The organism is Halorubrum sp. T3 (assembly GCF_000296615.1).
GTDB classification, from domain to species: Archaea; Halobacteriota; Halobacteria; order Halobacteriales; family Haloferacaceae; genus Halorubrum; species Halorubrum ruber.
Genome location: NZ_JH815329.1, coordinates 387,193 through 404,107 on the forward strand (window position 1 = coordinate 387,193; position 16,915 = coordinate 404,107).

The 16,915-nt window shown below is 70.9% G+C and carries 16 protein-coding genes; 10 read left to right on the forward strand and 6 right to left on the reverse strand.

Translation table 11 applies throughout. From position 1 onward, the window contains the following. The first annotated feature begins 19 nt into the window (after positions 1-19). Genes B378_RS0104110 through B378_RS0104120 form a run of 3 tightly spaced genes read left to right on the forward strand, consistent with a single transcriptional unit; the run spans position 20 to position 2,206 of the window. A complete protein-coding gene (locus B378_RS0104110; RefSeq protein WP_017342553.1) occupies positions 20-1,240 on the forward strand; it encodes a hypothetical protein in 1,221 nt (406 codons plus the stop codon). A 1-nt stretch (position 1,241) separates the two neighbouring features. Further along, a complete protein-coding gene (locus B378_RS0104115; RefSeq protein WP_017342554.1) occupies positions 1,242-1,562 on the forward strand; it encodes a KEOPS complex subunit Pcc1 in 321 nt (106 codons plus the stop codon). Further along, on the forward strand, positions 1,559-2,206 hold the full coding sequence (locus tag B378_RS0104120) for a 30S ribosomal protein S3ae (RefSeq protein ID WP_017342555.1): 648 nt from the start codon (positions 1,559-1,561) through the stop codon (positions 2,204-2,206). Before B378_RS0104115 ends, B378_RS0104120 begins: the two co-directional genes overlap by 4 nt. Positions 2,207-2,668: 462 nt before the next feature. Here the strand turns inward: B378_RS0104120 and B378_RS0104125 are convergent, their stop codons facing one another. Beyond that, positions 2,669-3,241: a GNAT family N-acetyltransferase gene (locus B378_RS0104125; protein WP_017342556.1), complete on the reverse strand. Its 573-nt coding sequence runs from the start codon at positions 3,239-3,241 to the stop codon at positions 2,669-2,671. Positions 3,242-3,354: 113 nt separating this feature from the next. Here B378_RS0104125 and B378_RS0104130 point away from each other — a divergent pair, with 113 nt between their 5' ends. Both B378_RS0104130 and B378_RS0104135 read left to right on the forward strand, forming a co-directional pair. Beyond that, positions 3,355-3,633, forward strand: a complete 279-nt coding sequence (locus tag B378_RS0104130) for a DNA-directed RNA polymerase subunit L (protein WP_004596453.1) — start codon at positions 3,355-3,357, stop codon at positions 3,631-3,633. A gap of 112 nt (positions 3,634-3,745) precedes the next feature. After that, positions 3,746-4,774: a glycosyltransferase family 4 protein gene (locus B378_RS0104135; protein WP_017342557.1), complete on the forward strand. Its 1,029-nt coding sequence runs from the start codon at positions 3,746-3,748 to the stop codon at positions 4,772-4,774. 33 nt (positions 4,775-4,807) lie between these two features. On the opposite strand, the gene B378_RS0104140 is transcribed toward B378_RS0104135, so the two are convergent. After that, the gene (locus B378_RS0104140) at positions 4,808-5,131 is read right to left on the reverse strand and encodes a hypothetical protein (RefSeq protein ID WP_017342558.1); all 324 of its coding nucleotides are present in this window, start codon (positions 5,129-5,131) and stop codon (positions 4,808-4,810) included. Between the two features lie 137 nt (positions 5,132-5,268). On the opposite strand from B378_RS0104140, the gene B378_RS0104145 reads away from it, so the two are divergent. The 4 genes from B378_RS0104145 to B378_RS0104160 all read left to right on the forward strand — a co-directional run bounded on the left by B378_RS0104145 (position 5,269) and on the right by B378_RS0104160 (position 9,621). Continuing rightward, positions 5,269-6,543 (forward strand): Single-stranded DNA binding protein, encoded by a 1,275-nt coding sequence (locus tag B378_RS0104145; RefSeq protein ID WP_017342559.1) that lies wholly within the window; start codon positions 5,269-5,271, stop codon positions 6,541-6,543. Continuing rightward, positions 6,540-8,168 (forward strand): hypothetical protein, encoded by a 1,629-nt coding sequence (locus B378_RS0104150; protein ID WP_017342560.1) that lies wholly within the window; start codon positions 6,540-6,542, stop codon positions 8,166-8,168. The genes B378_RS0104145 and B378_RS0104150 overlap by 4 nt, the downstream gene beginning before the upstream one ends. After that, positions 8,168-8,947 (forward strand): metallophosphoesterase, encoded by a 780-nt coding sequence (locus B378_RS0104155; RefSeq protein ID WP_017342561.1) that lies wholly within the window; start codon positions 8,168-8,170, stop codon positions 8,945-8,947. Before B378_RS0104150 ends, B378_RS0104155 begins: the two co-directional genes overlap by 1 nt. A 95-nt stretch (positions 8,948-9,042) precedes the next feature. Then, positions 9,043-9,621: a putative phosphothreonine lyase domain-containg protein gene (locus B378_RS0104160; RefSeq protein WP_017342562.1), complete on the forward strand. Its 579-nt coding sequence runs from the start codon at positions 9,043-9,045 to the stop codon at positions 9,619-9,621. A gap of 24 nt (positions 9,622-9,645) precedes the next feature. Here B378_RS0104160 and B378_RS0104165 read toward each other — a convergent pair whose 3' ends face one another. The 4 genes from B378_RS0104165 to B378_RS0104180 form a co-directional block, all read right to left on the reverse strand. Next, positions 9,646-10,095 carry a Zn-ribbon domain-containing OB-fold protein gene (locus B378_RS0104165; protein WP_017342563.1) on the reverse strand — a complete coding sequence of 150 codons (450 nt, stop codon included), beginning with the start codon at positions 10,093-10,095 and terminating at the stop codon, positions 9,646-9,648. Continuing rightward, positions 10,092-11,252, reverse strand: a complete 1,161-nt coding sequence (locus B378_RS0104170; RefSeq protein ID WP_017342564.1) for a 3-ketoacyl-CoA thiolase — start codon at positions 11,250-11,252, stop codon at positions 10,092-10,094. Before B378_RS0104170 ends, B378_RS0104165 begins: the two co-directional genes overlap by 4 nt. A gap of 86 nt (positions 11,253-11,338) precedes the next feature. Beyond that, positions 11,339-13,666 (reverse strand): DNA mismatch repair endonuclease MutL, encoded by a 2,328-nt coding sequence (gene mutL / locus B378_RS0104175; RefSeq protein WP_026046174.1) that lies wholly within the window; start codon positions 13,664-13,666, stop codon positions 11,339-11,341. A gap of 603 nt (positions 13,667-14,269) precedes the next feature. Next, a complete protein-coding gene (locus B378_RS0104180; RefSeq protein WP_017342566.1) occupies positions 14,270-15,403 on the reverse strand; it encodes an ABC transporter ATP-binding protein in 1,134 nt (377 codons plus the stop codon). A gap of 216 nt (positions 15,404-15,619) precedes the next feature. Between B378_RS0104180 and B378_RS0104185 the strand changes: the two genes are divergently transcribed. Continuing rightward, a complete protein-coding gene (locus tag B378_RS0104185; RefSeq protein ID WP_017342567.1) occupies positions 15,620-16,897 on the forward strand; it encodes an extracellular solute-binding protein in 1,278 nt (425 codons plus the stop codon). Positions 16,898-16,915: the final 18 nt, after the last annotated feature.

Genomic DNA, 16,915 nt, shown 5'->3' on the forward strand with positions numbered 1-16,915 from the left:
CCACGAGACCCCACCACCCATGACCGAAGCGACGTCCGCCACGCCCGCCCCCGACGCGCTCGCCGGCGTCCTCGCAGACGCGCCGTTCGTCCGGCTCGTCGCGACCGACGACGGCGACGCGCTGGCAGCCGCGGGGCTGCTCGCGCGAGCGCTCCGAGCGACGGGCACGCCGTTCCAGGCGCGCGTCGACCCCGACCCGGTCCCCAACGACGTCGACGACGGCGTCGCGGTGGCCGTCGGCGTCGACCGCGGCCCGCACGCGATCCCCGGGACGGGACGGCCGGCCAGCACGGCGGCCTTCGCGGTCGCTCGCGCGCTCGGCGTCGAGCCCGACCCCGTGGTCGCGCTCGCCGGCGTCGTCGCGGCCGGGTCGATCCCCGGTGCCGACGGCTCCGGCGACGCGCTCGACGCCGCGGAGCGGGCTGACCGCGTCGAGCGGCGCCCCGGCGTCGCGCTCCCGGTCTCGGGAACGGTCGACGAGGAACCGTCCCGAGCGGAGGCCCTCGCGGCCTCGACGCTCGCGCGGACCCGGTACTCCGGCGACCCCGAGGCGGCGCGCGAAGCGCTCGCCCCCCTCGAACTCCCGACCGACCCCGACGCCGACGACCGCCGACGCTTCGCGTCGCTGGTCGCGGTCGACGCGGTCGACGGCGACGACGCGAGCGAGCGCGCGGCCTCGGCGGTCGAGCGCGCGCTCCGCCCGTACGCGACGGACGGCCCGTTCGAGACGGTCGGCGGCTACGCCGACGTGTTCGACGCGCTCGCCCGGGAGGCGCCCGGGACGGGCGTCGCGCTCGCGCTCGCGAGCGACCCGGACCCGTCGCTCCGGACGGCCGCGCTCGACGCGTGGCGCCGCCACGGCCTGGCGGCCCACCGCGCGCTCGACGCCGCGACGGTCGGCCGGTACGACGGCTGCGTCGTCGCCCGCGTCGACACCGCGGCGGCCGACGGCTCGCCCGCGGTCCTCCCGACGGTCGCCCGACTCGTCCGGGACTTCCGGTCGCCGGAGCCCGTCGCGGTCGCGCTCGACGAGAGCGCGGGCCGGCTGGCGGCCGTGGCGACCGGTGGCGGCCGCGCAGTGGGCGACGCGGCCGCCGAACCGATCAACCTCGGCGACGCCTGCCGGACCGCCGCCGGCGAGGTCGGTGGCGACGGCTGGGGGACGCCGATGCGAGGTCACGTTTCGGTCGACGACGCCGATATCACGGCGGCGCTGGCCGCGCTCAGGGAGGCGATCTGAGATGCCCGATGAGACCCGCCGGACCGCCACGGTCCGCACCGAGCACGCCGACGCCGCGACGGTCGCGGCCGCGCTCGGCCCGGACGAGACCGACTCGATGCGCACGCGCGTCGACGGCGACGTCGTCGCCTGTACCGTCTCGCGACCGACGACCGGCGGGCTCCAGTCGACGCTGGACGACCACCTCGTGAACCTGCGCGTCGCCGACCGCGTGATCGAACGCGCTCGGTCGCACATCGCCGCAGACGCTGACTCCACCGACGCACTCGACTCCACAGACGAACCGCAGACGACCGACACCGACACACAACCCGACACATGAGCGAACGATCCGTATCCAAGAGCAGAGAACAGAAGCGCTGGTACACCGTGCTGGCGCCCGAACAGTTCGACCGACAGGAGCTCGGCGAGACGCTCGCCGAGGAGCCCCAGCAGGTCGTCGGCCGCACGATCACGACGACGCTCGACCAGCTGACGGGCGACTCCAACGCGAACAACACGAAGCTGACCTTCAAGATTACCGACGTCGGCAGCGACTCGGCGTACACCGAGTTCATCAAGTACGAGCTGACGCGCGACTACCTGCGCTCGCTCGTCCGCCGCGGCGCCTCGAAGGTCGAGGCGTCGATCACGGTGCTGACGACGGACGACTACCGCGTCCGCGTCCAGCCCGTCGCGCTGACGACGAAGAAGGCCGACCGCTCGCAGGAGAAGGCGATCCGCCGCGTGATGATCGACAAGGTCCACGCCGCCGCCGAGGAGCGGACCTTCGAGGCGTTCGTCGACGCGATCGTCGACGGGAACCTCTCGTCGGCCATCTACGGCGACGCCAAGGAGATCTACCCGCTCCGCCGCGTCGAGGTCCAGAAGCTGACCCTCGAAGCGCGCCCGCGCGAGGTCGCCGCCGAAGAGGAGGCCGCCGTCGACGTCGACGCCGACGAAGTGGCCGTCGACGCCGACGAGTAACGTCTCGCCGCGCGGACCGACGCGATTTCTCCATTTATAAATCCCGTAGCGGCGGCGCCGCCGCGAGACCGAAAGTGCGTCGCGCGGTACTTCTGTTTATAAACTGAACCGCGGTGGCGCGCCTCCGAGCGGCCGCCAGAGGCGGCCGCGAGGAGCCCGCGAGGGAGTCAGCCGCCCGGAGCGAAGCGGAGGGCGGCTGACGAGGCTGGGGAGGCGTGAGGTGCGGTTGCTGTGCGGGGTGGGACTCAAAGGGGCAGCCGGGAGGCGGGCGCAGGCGACGTAAGCACCGCAGCGAAGGAGCGATAGCGACTGAGCGAGGAGCGCAGCGAGCGTGCGCCCGCCTCCCGGCTGGGGCTTTGGAGGTGTTCATCGCTGATCCGCAATCAACGATTTATAAGCGAGCGACTGGGGCTTTGGCGGACTCCACCGCCGACCTGCGACCGACTATTTATAAACAGCCACTCATCTCACGGCTCGCGTCAGCTGCTTTCGGTACGGCTCGAACCCCCGTTTCTCGTAGAACGCTGCCGCGCGCTCGTTGTCGACGTCCACGTCGAGGCGGAGTTCGCCGCAGTCCTGCTCGCGCGCATCTGCCTCTGCTCGCTCCAGCAACCGGTCCGCCAACCTACTCCCCCGAAACGACTCGTCCACGTAGATATCGCCGATCACGAGCCGGTCAGGGCGGTCGAACACCGCGGGGCACGCGTCGACGCTCGTCGAGACGAACGCGACGAGGTCGCGGTCCGGGTCGGGAACGTCGACGGGAGCGGGCTTCTCGGGATCGAGTACCCCGGAATCGACGTCGCCCGGACCGACTTCCGAATCGACCGCGACGACCCACAGGCGGCGGTCCGCGTTCTCGCGGAGCAGGTCGCGTCGAAACGCCGCCTCGGCTGCGATCAGCTCCTCGTCGGGCCGGTCGGCAAGCGCGTGGCTCTCCGCGGTCGCCGCGAGGTCGCGGTGGTAGGGGAGCCACAGCTCGGCGGCGTAGCGGCGGAGGGCGTCCTCGTCGGTCGGCAGCCGTCGGATCTCCATACGACGGGCACCGGAGCGGGCGACATACGCTTTCTGGGTGCGTGCGATCCGTCCGCATCCGTCGATATTCGGGAGACGAAAGCTTGAAACGCCGCTCGCCCGACCTCTCGGGTATGGAACTGCGGGTCATCGAGAAGACCGACACGGAACTCCACATCGAGATCGCGGGCGAGGACCACACGTTCATGAACGTGCTGAAGGGCGCCCTGCTGGAGTCGGACGATGTCGCGGCCGCGACCTACGACATGAACCCCGAGCAGTCCGGGGGCCAGACCGAGCCCGTCCTCACCGTCAAGGCCGAGGAGGGCGACCCGCTCGACGTGCTCGCGGACGCCGCCGGCTCGATCACCGAGCGCACCGACGCGCTGCGCGACGCGGTCCGCGCGGCCTGAGCGCGGTTCGCCTTCTTCGTCCGCCTCGTTCTTCTGGTTCGTTCCGCACGCCACGAGGGGCATACCTAAGTGCCGACTCCCGAAACGGGGGTGTATGCCGCCGAGCGTACTCATGCTGGGGTGGGGGTTCCCGCCGAACATCACCGGCGGGCTGGACGTCCACGTAGGGGAACTGTTCACCGGACTCCGCGACGACCTCGGCGTCGACGTGACGCTGGTGTTGCCTGCGGAGTTCGCGCCCGACGACGAGCCGGGGCTCGAACCCGTCGAGACCGGGGAGGGCGACGTCGCGGCGCGCGTCGGTGAGCTCTCCGACCGCTTCGCCGAGCTCGCGCCCGACCACGACGTGATCCACACGCACGACTGGTTCGGGTACGGGCCCGGGCGCGCCGCGGCCCGCGAGTCCGACGCCACGTGGGTCTCCTCGTTCCACTCGCTGGCGAGCGACCGCAACATCGACCCGCCGAGCCGCGAGGTCGAGACGGAGCGCCGCCTCGCGAACGCGGCCGACACGAACGTCGCGGTCAGCGAGATCGTCCGCGAGGACATCCGGGAGCTGTACGACGCGGACTCACGGGTCGTGTACAACGGCTTCTCGACGCCGAAGTTCTCCGGGAAGGACGTGCGCGAGGACCTCGGTATCGACGGCGAGATGCTGTTCTTCGTCGGCCGCCACACGGACCAGAAAGGGATCTCCCACCTCCTGTACGCGACCAAGAAGCTGCGCGGCCGCGACGTGACGCTCGTCGTCGGCGGCTCGGGCCACCAGACCGAGCAGCTGAAGCGGTTCGCGGAGCTGCTCGGCATCGACGACCGCGTCGAGTTCGTCGGCTACGTCCCCGAGGCGGAGCTGGGCGACTACTACGCCGCCTCCGACGCGTTCGTCTCGCCATCCTACGCGGAGCCGTTCGGGATCACGATCACCGAGGCCTTAGAGGCGGGGACGCAGGTCGTCGCGACCCCATCGGGCGTCGCCGAGGTGCTCCCCGACGGCTGCCTCGTCGAGGTCGAGACGGACTCGGAGTCGATCGTCGACGGACTCATCGAGGCGCTCGACCGCGAGGAGCCGCCGGAGTACGAGCGCCGCGAGTGGAGCGACGTCGCCGAGGACACGCTCGCCGTGTACGAAGACGTCGCCTAATCGATCCGTACCCCCTCTTCGCGGAGCCTTCCGTCAGTCCCGCTCGCCCCGGAACACGTCGAACTCCGTCACCGGCTGCGGATGCGTGACCCGGAAGCCGTCCGCGGTCTCCATCACGCCGCGCGTGCTGCCGGTCGCCCCGCCGTACGGGCTCTCCTCGCCGCCCGCGCCGGCGCCCTGGTACGGCGAGGTGTACGGCGACCCGGAGACCGGGTCGTCGAACCCCTCGGGCGGGAGGTAGATCCGCTCGCCGCCTTCCGACCGCACGACGACGGCGACGTCTCTCGTGCCCGTCACGTCGATCACCGTGCGGTCCTCGGCGATCCGCGCGTCGACATTGATGTCGGTGTCGTCCATGTGGGCCCTTGCGACCGGGAGCGGTTTAGCTGTGCCGGCGGCGCGGCGGGAGTTGCGCTGTGAGCCGATGCGGATCTCGTCGCGGCAACCCTGTCGGTGGTGAATCCTTTTGTGCGGCGGCGCCGAACCTCGCTTCGATGGACGTCAACAGCCATGCCGAGGAGCTCGCCTCCGACCTCGGCGTCGACAAAGAGGAGGTCAAAGCCGACCTGGAGAACTTACTGGAGTACAGCGTCCCCATCGACGAGGCGAAACAGAGCGTCCGCCGGAAACACGGCGGCGGTGGCGGCGGGTCGTCGCCCACGCCCGACGCCGTCGACGTCGGCGAGATCACGACCGACCACGACGGCGTGACGGTCACCGTCCGCGTGCTGACGCAGGGGACGCGCACGATCCGGTATCAGGGCGACGACCTCACGATCCGCGAGGGAGAGATCGCCGACGAGACCGGCGTGATCTCCTACACCGCCTGGCAGGACTTCGGCTTCGAGCCGGGCGACTCGCTGACGATCGGCAACGCCGGCGTCCGCGAGTGGGAGGGCGCACCGGAGCTCAACCTCAACGACTCGACGACGGTCGCCATCGCCGACGAGGAAGTCGAGGTCGATCACGAAGTCGGCGGCGACCGCAGCCTCGTCGACATCGCGGCCGGCGACCGCGGCCGCAACGTGGAGGTCCGCGTGCTGGAGGTCGACGAGAAGACCATCTCCGGGCGCGACGGCGAGACGGAGATCCTCGAAGGGGTCGTCGGCGACGAGACGGCGAAGCTCCCGTTCACCGACTGGCAGCCCCGTTCCGAGATCGAGGCCGGCGCGGACCTCCGGATCGAGGACGTGTACGTCCGGGAGTTCCGCGGCGTCCCCTCGATCAACCTCACCGAGTTCTCGACGGTCACCCCACTCCCCGACCCGGTCGAGGTCGCGGAGGACGCGCCCCGGCTCTCGGTCGCCGACGCGGTCGGCTCCGGCGGGATGTTCGACGTCGAAGTCGTCGGTAACGTCTTGGAGGTCCGGGACGGCTCCGGGCTCATCGAGCGCTGTCCGGAGTGCGGCCGCGTCGTCCAGAACGGCCAGTGCCGGAGCCACGGAGACGTCGACGGCGAGGACGACCTCCGGGTGAAGGCCATCCTCGACGACGGCACCGACACGGTGACGGTCGTCTTGGACGACGAGCTCACCGCCGAGGTGTACGGCGGCGGCCTCGACGAGGCGCTCGCCGCCGCGAAGGACGCGATGGACAAGGCGGTCGTCGCCGACGACATCGCGGACTCCCTCGTCGGGCGCGCCTACCGGGTCCGCGGGAACCTCTCGGTCGACGACTACGGCGCCACCCTCGACGCGGTCGAGTTCGAGCTCGCGGACGACGACCCGGCCGACCACGCCCGTGCCGCGCTCGCGGAGGTGGGCGAATGAGCGACGACGGGCCGGGCGCCCGAGAGGTCGCCTACCGGGTGTTCGCGGCCGAGTTCGACGACGCCTCGCTGTCGTACTCCGAGAGCGACGAAGAGCGCGCCCCGAACTACGTGGTCACGCCGACCGGCGCGCGCGTGAACCGCCTGTTCACCGCGGGCGTGCTCACCGAGGTCGAGCGCGTCAACGACGAGACGCGCCGCGGCCGCGTCGTCGACCCCTCCGGCGCGTTCGTCACCTACGCGGGCCAGTACCAGCCCGAGGCGCAGACCTTCCTCGAACGCGCGGAACCGCCGGCGTTCGTCGCGCTCACGGGCAAGGCGCGCACCTTCGAGCCCGAGGACTCCGACCGGGTGTTCACCTCCGTGCGCCCGGAGAGCCTCAACGAGGTCGACGCCGACACCCGCGACCGGTGGGTCGTCTCCGCCGCCGAGGCGACCCTCGACCGCCTTGCGGTGTTCGAGAAGGCGCTCGACTCCGACCTGCGCGGCGACGACCTCCGCGCGGCGCTGGAGGCAGGCGGCGCCCCCGCCCCCCTCGCGGCCGGGATCCCGAAGTCGCTCGACCACTACGGCACCACCGCGGCCTACGCCGAGGCGGTCCGCCGGCTCGCGGTCGACGCGCTGGAGATGATCGCGGGCGACCGCGACGAGGTCCGCCCCCTCGACCTCGCGCCCGACGAGGGCGAGGCGACTGCTATCGGGCCGCTCCCGGAGACCGACGTGACGGTCGCGGAGCCGGCCGCGACGGCCGAAGACGACACGGCCGCGGAGCCGGAGTCGACCGCCGACGCCGGATCGACTGCCGACGCCGACTCGCCGTTCGACGACTCGACCGAGCCCGAGGCCGACGAGGCGGCCGAACCCCCGACGGACGGGGCGGCCGAGTCGGAGCCGGCCTCCGCCGCCGAGCCCGACTCTCTCGGCGACGCGACCGATTCCGCCGAGGCGATCGACGACAGCGACGCGGGAGGCACCGCCGAAGTCGAAGACGCGGCCGACGAGGATACCGCAACCGCCGACGACGCCGCGGCCGACGAGGATACCGCAACCGCCGACGACGACGGCCTCGGAGACTTCGATACCGGCGGCGACGCGGACGCCGACGGCGACGCGGACGCGACCCCGGACCTCGATCCGGACGCGGACGCCGACGACATGTACCAGCTCGACGAGGAGGAGCGCGAGGAGATCGAGTCGGAGTTCGGCACCGACTTCGCGACCGGGACCGAGGTCGACGAGCCCGGCGAGGCCGACATCGACGTGCCCGACCCGGAGGAGCTCGCCGAGGAGGCCGAGGACCCCGCCGCGGCCGCGGAGGAGGCGGTCGCACCCGGTGCTGAAAGCGACGAGGCCGCCACCGACACCACGATCGATGACGACGCGGAGGCTGGCGCCGAGAGCGACGGGGACACCGACGTGGAGGCGGCCGACGTCGACCTCGAAGCCGCGGCGGTCGCGGCGATGGGCGACCTCGACGACGGCGACGGTGCGCCCCGCGAGGCGGTCGTCGAGCGCGTCGCCGCCGAGCACGGCGCCGACCCCGGCGCGGTCGAGGACGCCATTCAGGACGCGCTGATGAGCGGGCAGTGTTACGAGCCCGGCGACGGGCTGCTCAAGCCGATCTGATGGGCGACGCGCCAGCCGTCGAACCGGTGGTCGGCGAGCCGGCGGCCGTGGCGGACCTCGGCGACGAGCGCGCGTTGCTTGTCGCCGATGTCCACGCCGGCATCGAGGTCGGCCTGCGCTACGAGCGCGGCGTCGAATTAGACTCGCGCGCCGACGAGCGCCGGGAGCGCCTCGTCGACCTGATCGCCGAGACCGGCGCGGACCGGCTCGTCGTCCTCGGCGACCTCGCGCACCGGATCGGCGCGCCCGACGGCGACGAGCGCGAGGAGCTGGAAACCCTGATCCGCGCCGTCACCGACCGCGTACCGATGACGCTCGTCGAGGGGAACCACGACGCGGGCGTCGCGGCGGCGTTCGCGGACGAGCTCGACGTGATCGGCGCCGGCGGGCGCGTGCTCGACGGCGACGTCGGCGTCGTCCACGGCCACACGTGGCCCGACCCCGTGCTCCTCGACGCCGACGTGGTCTGTACCGGCCACGAGCACCCGCAGGTCCGGCTGGAGGACGCCGTCGGCGGGTCGCGTGTCGAGCGCGCGTGGCTCCGCGGCGAACTCGACCCCGCGGCGTTCACCGAGGACGGCGCGGACGGCGTCGGGGACGCCCGCGACGCCGACCCACCCGAACTCGTCGTCTTCCCCGCGTTCAACGAGCGCTCCGGCGGCACGTGGGTGAACGTCGAGGGGCAGTCGTTCCTCGCGCCGTACCTCCCCGCAGCGCTGCCGCAGGCGGACGCGTACCTCCTCGACGGGACGCGACTCGGCGACTATCGCCGGATCTGAGCGCCGCGGGCCGGTCTCCTCGGCGTGCCGTCACGGGCGGGGACCGTTTTCCGCGCGAGCGGGAGCGTTTTGCCCCGCGGCGCGCAACCCGTCCTATGGTCACCGACCGCTCTCCCACCGAAATCGACGAGGAGGGGTGGCACTGGCTCCGGGTCAAGCACGTGACCGGTTTTCCGCGACAGGCCCGCGACGGCTACTTTCCCGACCACGACGTGACGCGACCGGCCGCGACGAGCGAGGCGGACCTGCCGGGAGTCGACCGAGAGCGAGAAGCGTCGCTCCCGGCCGACCCCGAGACCGTCCGCGACGTCGACCGCCTCGCGCTGGAGACGACGTACCTGAGCGGGAAGTGGCTCGTCGAGCGCCCCGCCGAGACGGTCGACGACCTCTGGGAAGCGGTCGTCGAGGACGTCGAAGCCGGGCGGTTCTGGGACGCGAAGGCCACGACGCGCGCCGGCCGCGAGGCGTTCGGCGAGACGGACCACGCCGTGCTGGTGTTCACGCCGAACTACTTCGACCGGGCGGACGTCGACCGGGTTCGGCACCGGCTCAGGGAGGTTCACGGGGTAACCGAGGCGATCCGGTACCGCCCCGACGTGTACACGCTCGACGGGGTCCACGAGGAGCGGCTCGGACCGCTCGCCGACTCTGGCGCGGCGCGGTTCCGGGCCTGAGGCTCGAACTGAAGACGAGTTCAGCTACTCGGCCGGCCGGAACCGGAAGCCGTCCCAGTCCTGGCTCTCCGGCTCGCGGATGCCGGCGCCCGGCTCGCGCAGTTCGTCGGCGTAGGCCGGCTCGACGCGGTCGCCGATCTCGACGTCGAACTGCTCGCCGGTGCTCTCGTGTTCGGCGATCTGCCCGAGCGCGCGGACCGGCGGTCCGTCGTAGCCGTCGCCCATGTCGAACTCGACGATGGCGAGGGTGTTCGGCTCTCGGACGCCCGGGGGCGTCGCTGTCGAGGTGGTCCACGTGACGACCCGGCCCTCGTACTCGCGGAGGTCGACCGTCCCGACGCGCTCGGCGCCGTTCGGGCCCACGGTGTGGGGCGGGTAGGTGACCGTCCCGTCCGCGTACTCCGCGGCCTCGAACGTCGGTTCCGCGCTGTCCGCCCCTTCGGTTTCGGTGTCGCTCGCGTCGTTGTCGCTCATTGGCTTCCCTCCAGGATCGTCGTGGTCACGCAGTTCCCGAACCCGCCGACGTTGCAGGCGAGCCCCCTGTCGGCCTCGACCTGTCGCGGGCCGGCGTCACCCGTGACCTGCTTGAATATCTCGTACACCTGTGCGACGCCGCTCGCGCCGAGCGGGTGGCCCTTCGACTTGAGCCCGCCGGAGGTGTTGATCGGGAGGTCGCCGTCGCGGTCGGTGACGCCCTCCTCGACCGCCTTCCACCCCTCGCCCTTCTCGAAGAAGCCGAGGTCCTCGCTCTGGAGGAACTCGAGGATGGTGAACATGTCGTGGAGCTCGGCCACGTCGACGTCGTCCGGGCCGATCCCGGCCATCTCGTAGGCGATATCGGAGGAGTCGACGACGCCGCCCATCGTCGTCGGGTCCGCGCGCTCGTGGACGACGTGGGTGTCGGTCGCGCCGCCGATCCCCGAGATGACGGCGTAGCTGCCGTCGGGCGCGTACTCCTCCGCGACGGACTCGGGGCAGAACACGAGCGCCGCGGAGCCGTCCGTGATCGGACAGAAGTCGTACAGTCGGAGCGGGTCGGCGACGATCGGCGAGTCGAGGACAGTGTCGAGGTCCACTTCTTTTTGGAACTGCGCGTGGGGGTTGTCCACGCCGTTCCGGTGGTTCTTCACCGCGACCTTCCCGAGGCTCTCGCGGGGCGCGTCGTACTCGTCGAGGTAGAGCCGCGCCGTGAGCCCCGCGAAGGAGGGCAGCGTGACGCCCTGCTTGTACTCGACCGGGTGGGTGAGCGACGCGATCACGTCGGTCGCCTCCGACGTCGTCCGGTGGGTCATCTTCTCGCCGCCGACGAGCATCGTGAGGTCGCTCGCGCCGGACGCGACCGACTGCCACGCGGCGTACACGCCCGCGCCGCCGGACGAGGAGGTTTGGTCGATACGGGCGGTGTAGGCCGGCTGGGCCGCCAGGTCGTGCGCGAGCGCGTTCGGGACGCCGGTCTGTCCCTCGAACTCGCCGCTGGCCATGTTCGAGACGTACAGGTGATCGAGGTCGTCGCCGTCGACGCCGGCGTCGTCGAGCGCGGCCGCGCCCGCCTCCGCCAGCAGCTCCCGCACCCAGGCGTCGCGCTGCCCGAACCGGGTCATCGACGCGCCGACGATCGCTACGCGTTCCATGTCCGCGGGTCGGCCGCGGTCGCCTAAAACGTACCTCTCTGCGGTCGACGGAGAGAGGCTTCCCCACCGACTCGCTCCGCGCACCGTCACTCCGCACGCCGGCCGCCGTGGCCCGGGTAGTCGCGCTCGAACCGCGACCCGATCTCGTCGCGGTCGAGCCGGATCACGACCGGGCGCCCGTGCGGGCAGGCGTAGGGGTTCTCGCAGGCGTCGAGGCGGTCGAGGAGGTCGACGACCCGCCCCTCGGTCAGCGAGGTGTTCCCCGTGACGGAGGGGTAACACGCGAGGTCGGCGAGCAGCTCGTCGACGACGTCCGCGACCGGCTCGTCGCCCGCGGCGGCGTCGTCGACCAGCGCGGAGAGCACGTCCCGCAGGAGGTCGGGGTCGAGCGCGGCGTCGAAGACGGCCGGGACCGCCGTCACAGAGACCTCGCGGTCGCCCGCGCGCTCCGCACGAAACCCGATCTCGGCCAGGTCGTCGACGAACTCCTCGAACAGCGCCGCCTCGCGCGCGGTCAGTTCGATGCGGACCGGCTCCGCGAGCGCCTGCGCGTCCGCGCCGTCCGCGAAGGCCGCCTTCAGCCGCTCGTAGTTCACCCGCTCGTCGGCCGCGTGCTGGTCGATCAGCACGAGCCCGTCGGGCGCCTCCGCGACCACGTACGTCTCGTGGAGCTGTCCGAGCACCCGCAGCGAGGGCAGCGAGTCGAACTCGCGCTCGCTCTCCGTCCCGTCGCCGTCGAGGGTCCGCTGTCGCGGCGCGGCGCGCGTGCTGGCGGTCGGGGGCGTGGCGTCGTCGTCGGAATCCGCCTCGATCAGAGTCGACGTGTCGCCGTCGACCGACCCCTCGTCGCGGTCCGGTCCGTCGTCGGTCGGTGGTGATCCTTCCGGAGTCCCGGGGTCCGCCGAATCGGCCTCGCGATCGACCGCGTCGGTCAGGGTCTCCGCGGTATCGTCGGTTCCGCTCGCGATATCTTCGGTTCCCGCCGACGGCTCGCCGTCCCGTTCCGCAGAGTCGTCCTGCCAGCTCCGCGGCGAGGGGCGGGCGTCGTCGTCCGCGTCGCCGAGTCCGCGCTCCGTCCGTCCGTCGACCGGTCCGCTCGTGGCCCCGTCCTCGCCGCTCAGGCCGTCAACCGCCCACGCCGCGTCGTCCGAGGGGTCCAGTTCGGTCGGCGCCGCGGGGCCGCCGGCGTCGGGCGAGTCTGCGCCGCTGTCGGCCTCGACGTCCGAGGTCGCGGGCTCGCGCCCCTCGCGCGCGGCGCGCTCGTGGTCCGTGTTCGCGCCGCCGACGGCCTCGACATCGGGCGTCTCGGGGTCGACCGCGGTCTCGTCGGGCGCCGACTGGCCGCGCGGCGCGGTCGAGCGGATCAGGCCGTGGTCGAGCAGGGCCTCCTCGACGGCGGTCTCGACCGCGTCCCGGACCGCTGGCTCCTCGTCGAAGCGGACCTCCAGCTTGCGCGGGTGGACGTTCACGTCGACGTCGCCGGCTGGGACCTCGACGAAGAGGACGGCGAACGGGTAGCGGTCGGGCGCCAACTGGCCGCCGTAGGCGTCGAGGGTCGCCTCGCGGAGCGCGCTCGCGGTGACGTACCGGCCGTTGACGTACGTCGAGAGGTAGTCGCGCGTCGAGCGCGCCGTCTCGGGGTGCGAGACGAGCCCCGTCACGCGCTGGACCGGGGCGTCGTCGACGGCATCGCCGGCCGCTCCGTCCGCGTTCGCCTCGTCGGGCGTCCACTCCACGTCGATCATCGACTCGGCCACCTCGCGGCCGTAGACGGCGAGGACGGCCGAGCGGAAGTCGCCGTTCCCCTCGGTCGCGAACGTCTCGCGGCCGTCGTGTTCCAAGGAGACGGCTACGTCCGGGTTCGCCAGCGCGTAGCTCGTCACGACCGTGTTCACGTGGTCGAACTCGGTGGCGGTCCGCTTGAGGAACTTCTCGCGGGCGGGGGTATTATAAAAGAGGTCGTCGACCTCGACGGTCGTGCCCGCGGGACAGCCCGCGGGGCGCACCTCCCCGACCTCGCCGCCTTCGACCGTTATCTCCGCGCCCGCCTCGGCGTTCGGGGGGCGCGAGCGCACGGTGAGCCGGGAGACGGCGCCGACGGTGTACAGCGCCTCGCCGCGGAAGCCGAGCGTGCCGACGCCGCGGTCGAGGTCCTCGATGTCGCCGATCTTCGAGGTGGCGTGCTCCGCGACGGCCGCCTCCAGCTGGTCCGCGGGGATGCCGACGCCGTCGTCGCGGACGCGGATCCCCTCGGTGCCGCCCGACTCGACCGACACCGCCACGCGGCTCGCCCCCGCGTCGAGGCTGTTCTCGACTAACTCCTTCACGACGCTCGCGGGGCGCTCGACGACCTCGCCGGCCGCGATCCGCTGGACGGTCCGCTCGTCCAACCGCTCGATGTCTGGCGGCTCCATGCTTACCGACTGTCCGACGAGCGCGCACTTCAAGCCGTTGTCGCCGGCGGCGACGCAGGACGGACTGAAGTCCAACGAGTACATCATTTATAAACAAAACTGCGGTGGCGCGTGCCTCCGAGTGGCCGCCGAAGGCGGCCGCGAGGAGCACGCGCGAGGGAGTCGGGCGCGCCGAGGGCGACCGAAGGGAGCCCGATGGACGCGCCCGACGAGGGTGGGGAGGTGAGAGGTGCGGTGCTGTGAGGGGTGGGGCTCAAAGGGGCAGTCGCGAGGACGACGCACGGTGACGCAAGCACCGCAGCGAAGGAGCGCCAGCGACTGAGCGAGGAGCGCAGCGAGCCGCGCGAGTCCTCGCGGCTGGGGCTTTGGAGTAGTTTGCCGCCGTTCAGCGGTCAGTTATTTATAAACGAGCGGCTGAGGCTTTGGCGGTGTCAGCCGCCGATCCGCCACCAACCATTTATAAGTGAGCGACTGGGATTTGGGGGCGTTCTCCGCGGTAACAGCGGTTTCCGATCGAGTAGCAGCGTTCGCACTCTCCGAATCAGAGAGAAAGTACGAACAATCGGTTCACACGCCAACGCCCGCTCCGAAAATCGACTCTTCTTAAGCGACTGCGGCCGCGATCTCCTCGTCGGAGAGGAACACGTCCTCGCCGGTCTCCGCGTCGAACAGGTGGAGGTCCGCCTCCTCGAAGACGACGCCGACCTCGTCGCCCGCCTCGGGCTGGACGTTCGCGGGCGCTCGCGCGAGGAAGTCGTCGTTCACGTCAAGGTGGACGTAGTTGTCGGAGCCGATCGGCTCGACGACTTCGACGGTCGCGGTCAGCGTCTCCTCGCCAGTCGGATCCTCGACGATCCCGATGTTCTCGGGGCGGATCCCGAGCGTGTACGGGCCGCTTTCGAGGTCGTGACCGGCGACGTAGTCGCGGCTGAGCGCGAACGCGAGCCCCGAGGACTCGTCGCGGATCGTCGCCGACGTCCCGTCCGTCTCCACGTCAACGTCGAGGAAGTTCATCGACGGCGAACCGATGAAGCCGGCGACGAACTTGTTCACGGGGTTCTGGTACACCTCGGTGGGTTCGCCGACCTGCTGGAGCTCGCCGTCGTTCAGGATGGCGAGGCGGTCGCCCATCGTCATCGCCTCCTCCTGGTCGTGGGTGACGTACATCGCGGTGACGCCGAACTCCTTCTGGAGCTTCTGGATCTCGGCGCGCATCTCGGTGCGGAGCTTCGCGTCGAGGTTCGAGAGCGGCTCGTCGAAGAGGAACACCTCGGGCTCGCGCGCGATGGCCCGGCCGAGCGCGACGCGCTGTTTCTGTCCGCCGGAGAGCTCGTCGGGCTTGTCGTCGAGGAGGCCTTCGATGCCCATCATCTCGGCCATCTCGCGGACGCGCTCGTGCCGCTCCTCGGTCGTCATGTCGGTGCTCATCTTGAGCCCGAACGCCATGTTCTCGCGGACCGTCTTGTGGGGGTATAAGGCGTAGTTCTGGAACACCATCGCGACGGGACGCTCCTTCGCGTGGATGTCGGTGACGTCCTCGTCGTCGAAGTGAACGGTTCCGGACGTCGGCTCTTCGAGCCCCGCCACCATCCGAAGCGTGGTCGTCTTCCCGCACCCCGACGGCCCGACCACGGTCACGAACTCGCCGTCGTCGATCTCCAAGTCGAGGTCGTCGACGGCGACGATCGTTCCTCGGTCGAACTCCTTCCGGAGCGTATCGAGCGTGACGCGTGCCATTTTCCTGAAGACCGGTCCGCTGGCATATGAGTTCTTTGCTGTTTTTCTGATATATGGTGAATAATCTCTTCTCAAATATCGGCCACTCCCCCCCGCCGAGCCGTCCGCCGAGTCGATCGTCGATATTCATAGTCGACAGGGATCGATCCGGATCGATCGGGACGTACCCCAAACACTAAATGTATGAAAATATAATTCATCATTTGTTCTGGTCACATGAACGAGAAACGTAGAACGCTGCTCAAGGCGATGGGGGGAACGACTGCGCTCGCGGGCCTCGCGGGCTGTATCAGCACCGGCGGCGACGGCGGTGACGGCGGTGACGGCTCCGACGGAAGCGACGGTTCCGACGGCGGCGACGGCGAGAGCGGCGGCACCGCGACGCTGTGGACCGACCTCTCGGACGGCGAAGACGAGGCCATGTCTTCGTACATCGACGAGTACGAGTCCGAGAGCTCCAACACGATCGAGAAGAACGAGCCGGGCGGCGAGCTCGACCAGCAGCTCGAGACCGCCATCCCGTCGGGAGAGGGCCCCGACTCGTGGATCTGGGCGCACGACTGGATCGGCCGGTTCGCGGTCCGCGAGGAGCCGCCGTTCCTCTACGACGCGAGCGACGACGTCGACACCTCGCTCGACGTGTTCACCGAGACGGCCCAGGAGGCGGTTCAGTTCGACGGCGCGCTCCACGGGCTCCCGTTCGCCTCGGAGACGGTCGCGCTGTTCTACAACGAGGACATGGTCGACGAGCCGCCCGAGACGTTCGAGGAGATGCTCTCGGTGATGGACGAGTACCACGACCCCGAGAACGGCGAGTACGGACTCTCGTACCCCGTGACGGACCCCTACTTCGCCAGCGGGTTCATTCAGGCGTACGGCGGCGACATCTTCGACACGGAGAGCCTCGAGAACGACCTCGACAGCGAGGAATGTAAGCAGGGGATGGACGCGCTCGAACAGCTGTTCGACTACGTGCCGGCCGACCCCGGCTATGAGTCGCAGATCGTCGCGTTCGCCGACGGCGCCGCGCCGTTCGCGATCAACGGGCCGTGGGAGATCGCGAACCTCGGCGAGGAGATCGAGAACCTCGGCGTCACGACCCTGCCCACCGTCGACGGCAACAACCCCCGGACGTACTCCGGGATCCAGACGTTCTACTTCAGCGCGATGCTGTCCGACGCCGACCAGAGCGCGGTCGACGCCGCGACGGGCCTCGCCGAGTGGTACACCACGAACGAGGACATCATCGAGACCAACGCCGAGGAGCAGGGGTACATCCCCGTCCTCTCCTCCGTCGTGGAGGACGGCGACCTCTCCGCCGACGTTCAGGCGTTCGCCCAGCAGGTCGACCACGGCGTCCCCATCCCGACCCACCCGAACATGAACGCCGTCTGGACGCCGCTGACCGAGGCGCTGACCCGCGTCTTCAACGGCAACCAGGAGAGCGGGCCGGCCCTCGACCAGGCCGCATCGGAGATCCGGGAGAACCAGTAGGCGGCCTCTCCACCAGCC

Bases quoted from the DNA above. Each gene is read 5' to 3' on its own strand.
- B378_RS0104115 (WP_017342554.1), top strand. From the start codon at position 1,242: ATGCCCGATGAGACCCGCCGGACCGCCACGGTCCGCACCGAGCACGCC.
- B378_RS0104170 (WP_017342564.1), bottom strand. From the start codon at position 11,252: ATGGAACGCGTAGCGATCGTCGGCGCGTCGATGACCCGGTTCGGGCAG.
- B378_RS0104155 (WP_017342561.1), top strand. From the start codon at position 8,168: ATGGGCGACGCGCCAGCCGTCGAACCGGTGGTCGGCGAGCCGGCGGCC.
- B378_RS0104120 (WP_017342555.1), top strand. From the start codon at position 1,559: ATGAGCGAACGATCCGTATCCAAGAGCAGAGAACAGAAGCGCTGGTAC.
- B378_RS0104160 (WP_017342562.1), top strand. From the start codon at position 9,043: ATGGTCACCGACCGCTCTCCCACCGAAATCGACGAGGAGGGGTGGCAC.
- B378_RS0104125 (WP_017342556.1), bottom strand. From the start codon at position 3,241: ATGGAGATCCGACGGCTGCCGACCGACGAGGACGCCCTCCGCCGCTAC.
- B378_RS0104180 (WP_017342566.1), bottom strand. From the start codon at position 15,403: ATGGCACGCGTCACGCTCGATACGCTCCGGAAGGAGTTCGACCGAGGA.
- B378_RS0104185 (WP_017342567.1), top strand. From the start codon at position 15,620: ATGAACGAGAAACGTAGAACGCTGCTCAAGGCGATGGGGGGAACGACT.
- B378_RS0104150 (WP_017342560.1), top strand. From the start codon at position 6,540: ATGAGCGACGACGGGCCGGGCGCCCGAGAGGTCGCCTACCGGGTGTTC.
- B378_RS0104145 (WP_017342559.1), top strand. From the start codon at position 5,269: ATGGACGTCAACAGCCATGCCGAGGAGCTCGCCTCCGACCTCGGCGTC.
- B378_RS0104110 (WP_017342553.1), top strand. From the start codon at position 20: ATGACCGAAGCGACGTCCGCCACGCCCGCCCCCGACGCGCTCGCCGGC.
- B378_RS0104140 (WP_017342558.1), bottom strand. From the start codon at position 5,131: ATGGACGACACCGACATCAATGTCGACGCGCGGATCGCCGAGGACCGC.
- B378_RS0104135 (WP_017342557.1), top strand. From the start codon at position 3,746: ATGCTGGGGTGGGGGTTCCCGCCGAACATCACCGGCGGGCTGGACGTC.
- mutL (WP_026046174.1), bottom strand. From the start codon at position 13,666: ATGGAGCCGCCAGACATCGAGCGGTTGGACGAGCGGACCGTCCAGCGG.
- B378_RS0104165 (WP_017342563.1), bottom strand. From the start codon at position 10,095: ATGAGCGACAACGACGCGAGCGACACCGAAACCGAAGGGGCGGACAGC.
- B378_RS0104130 (WP_004596453.1), top strand. From the start codon at position 3,355: ATGGAACTGCGGGTCATCGAGAAGACCGACACGGAACTCCACATCGAG.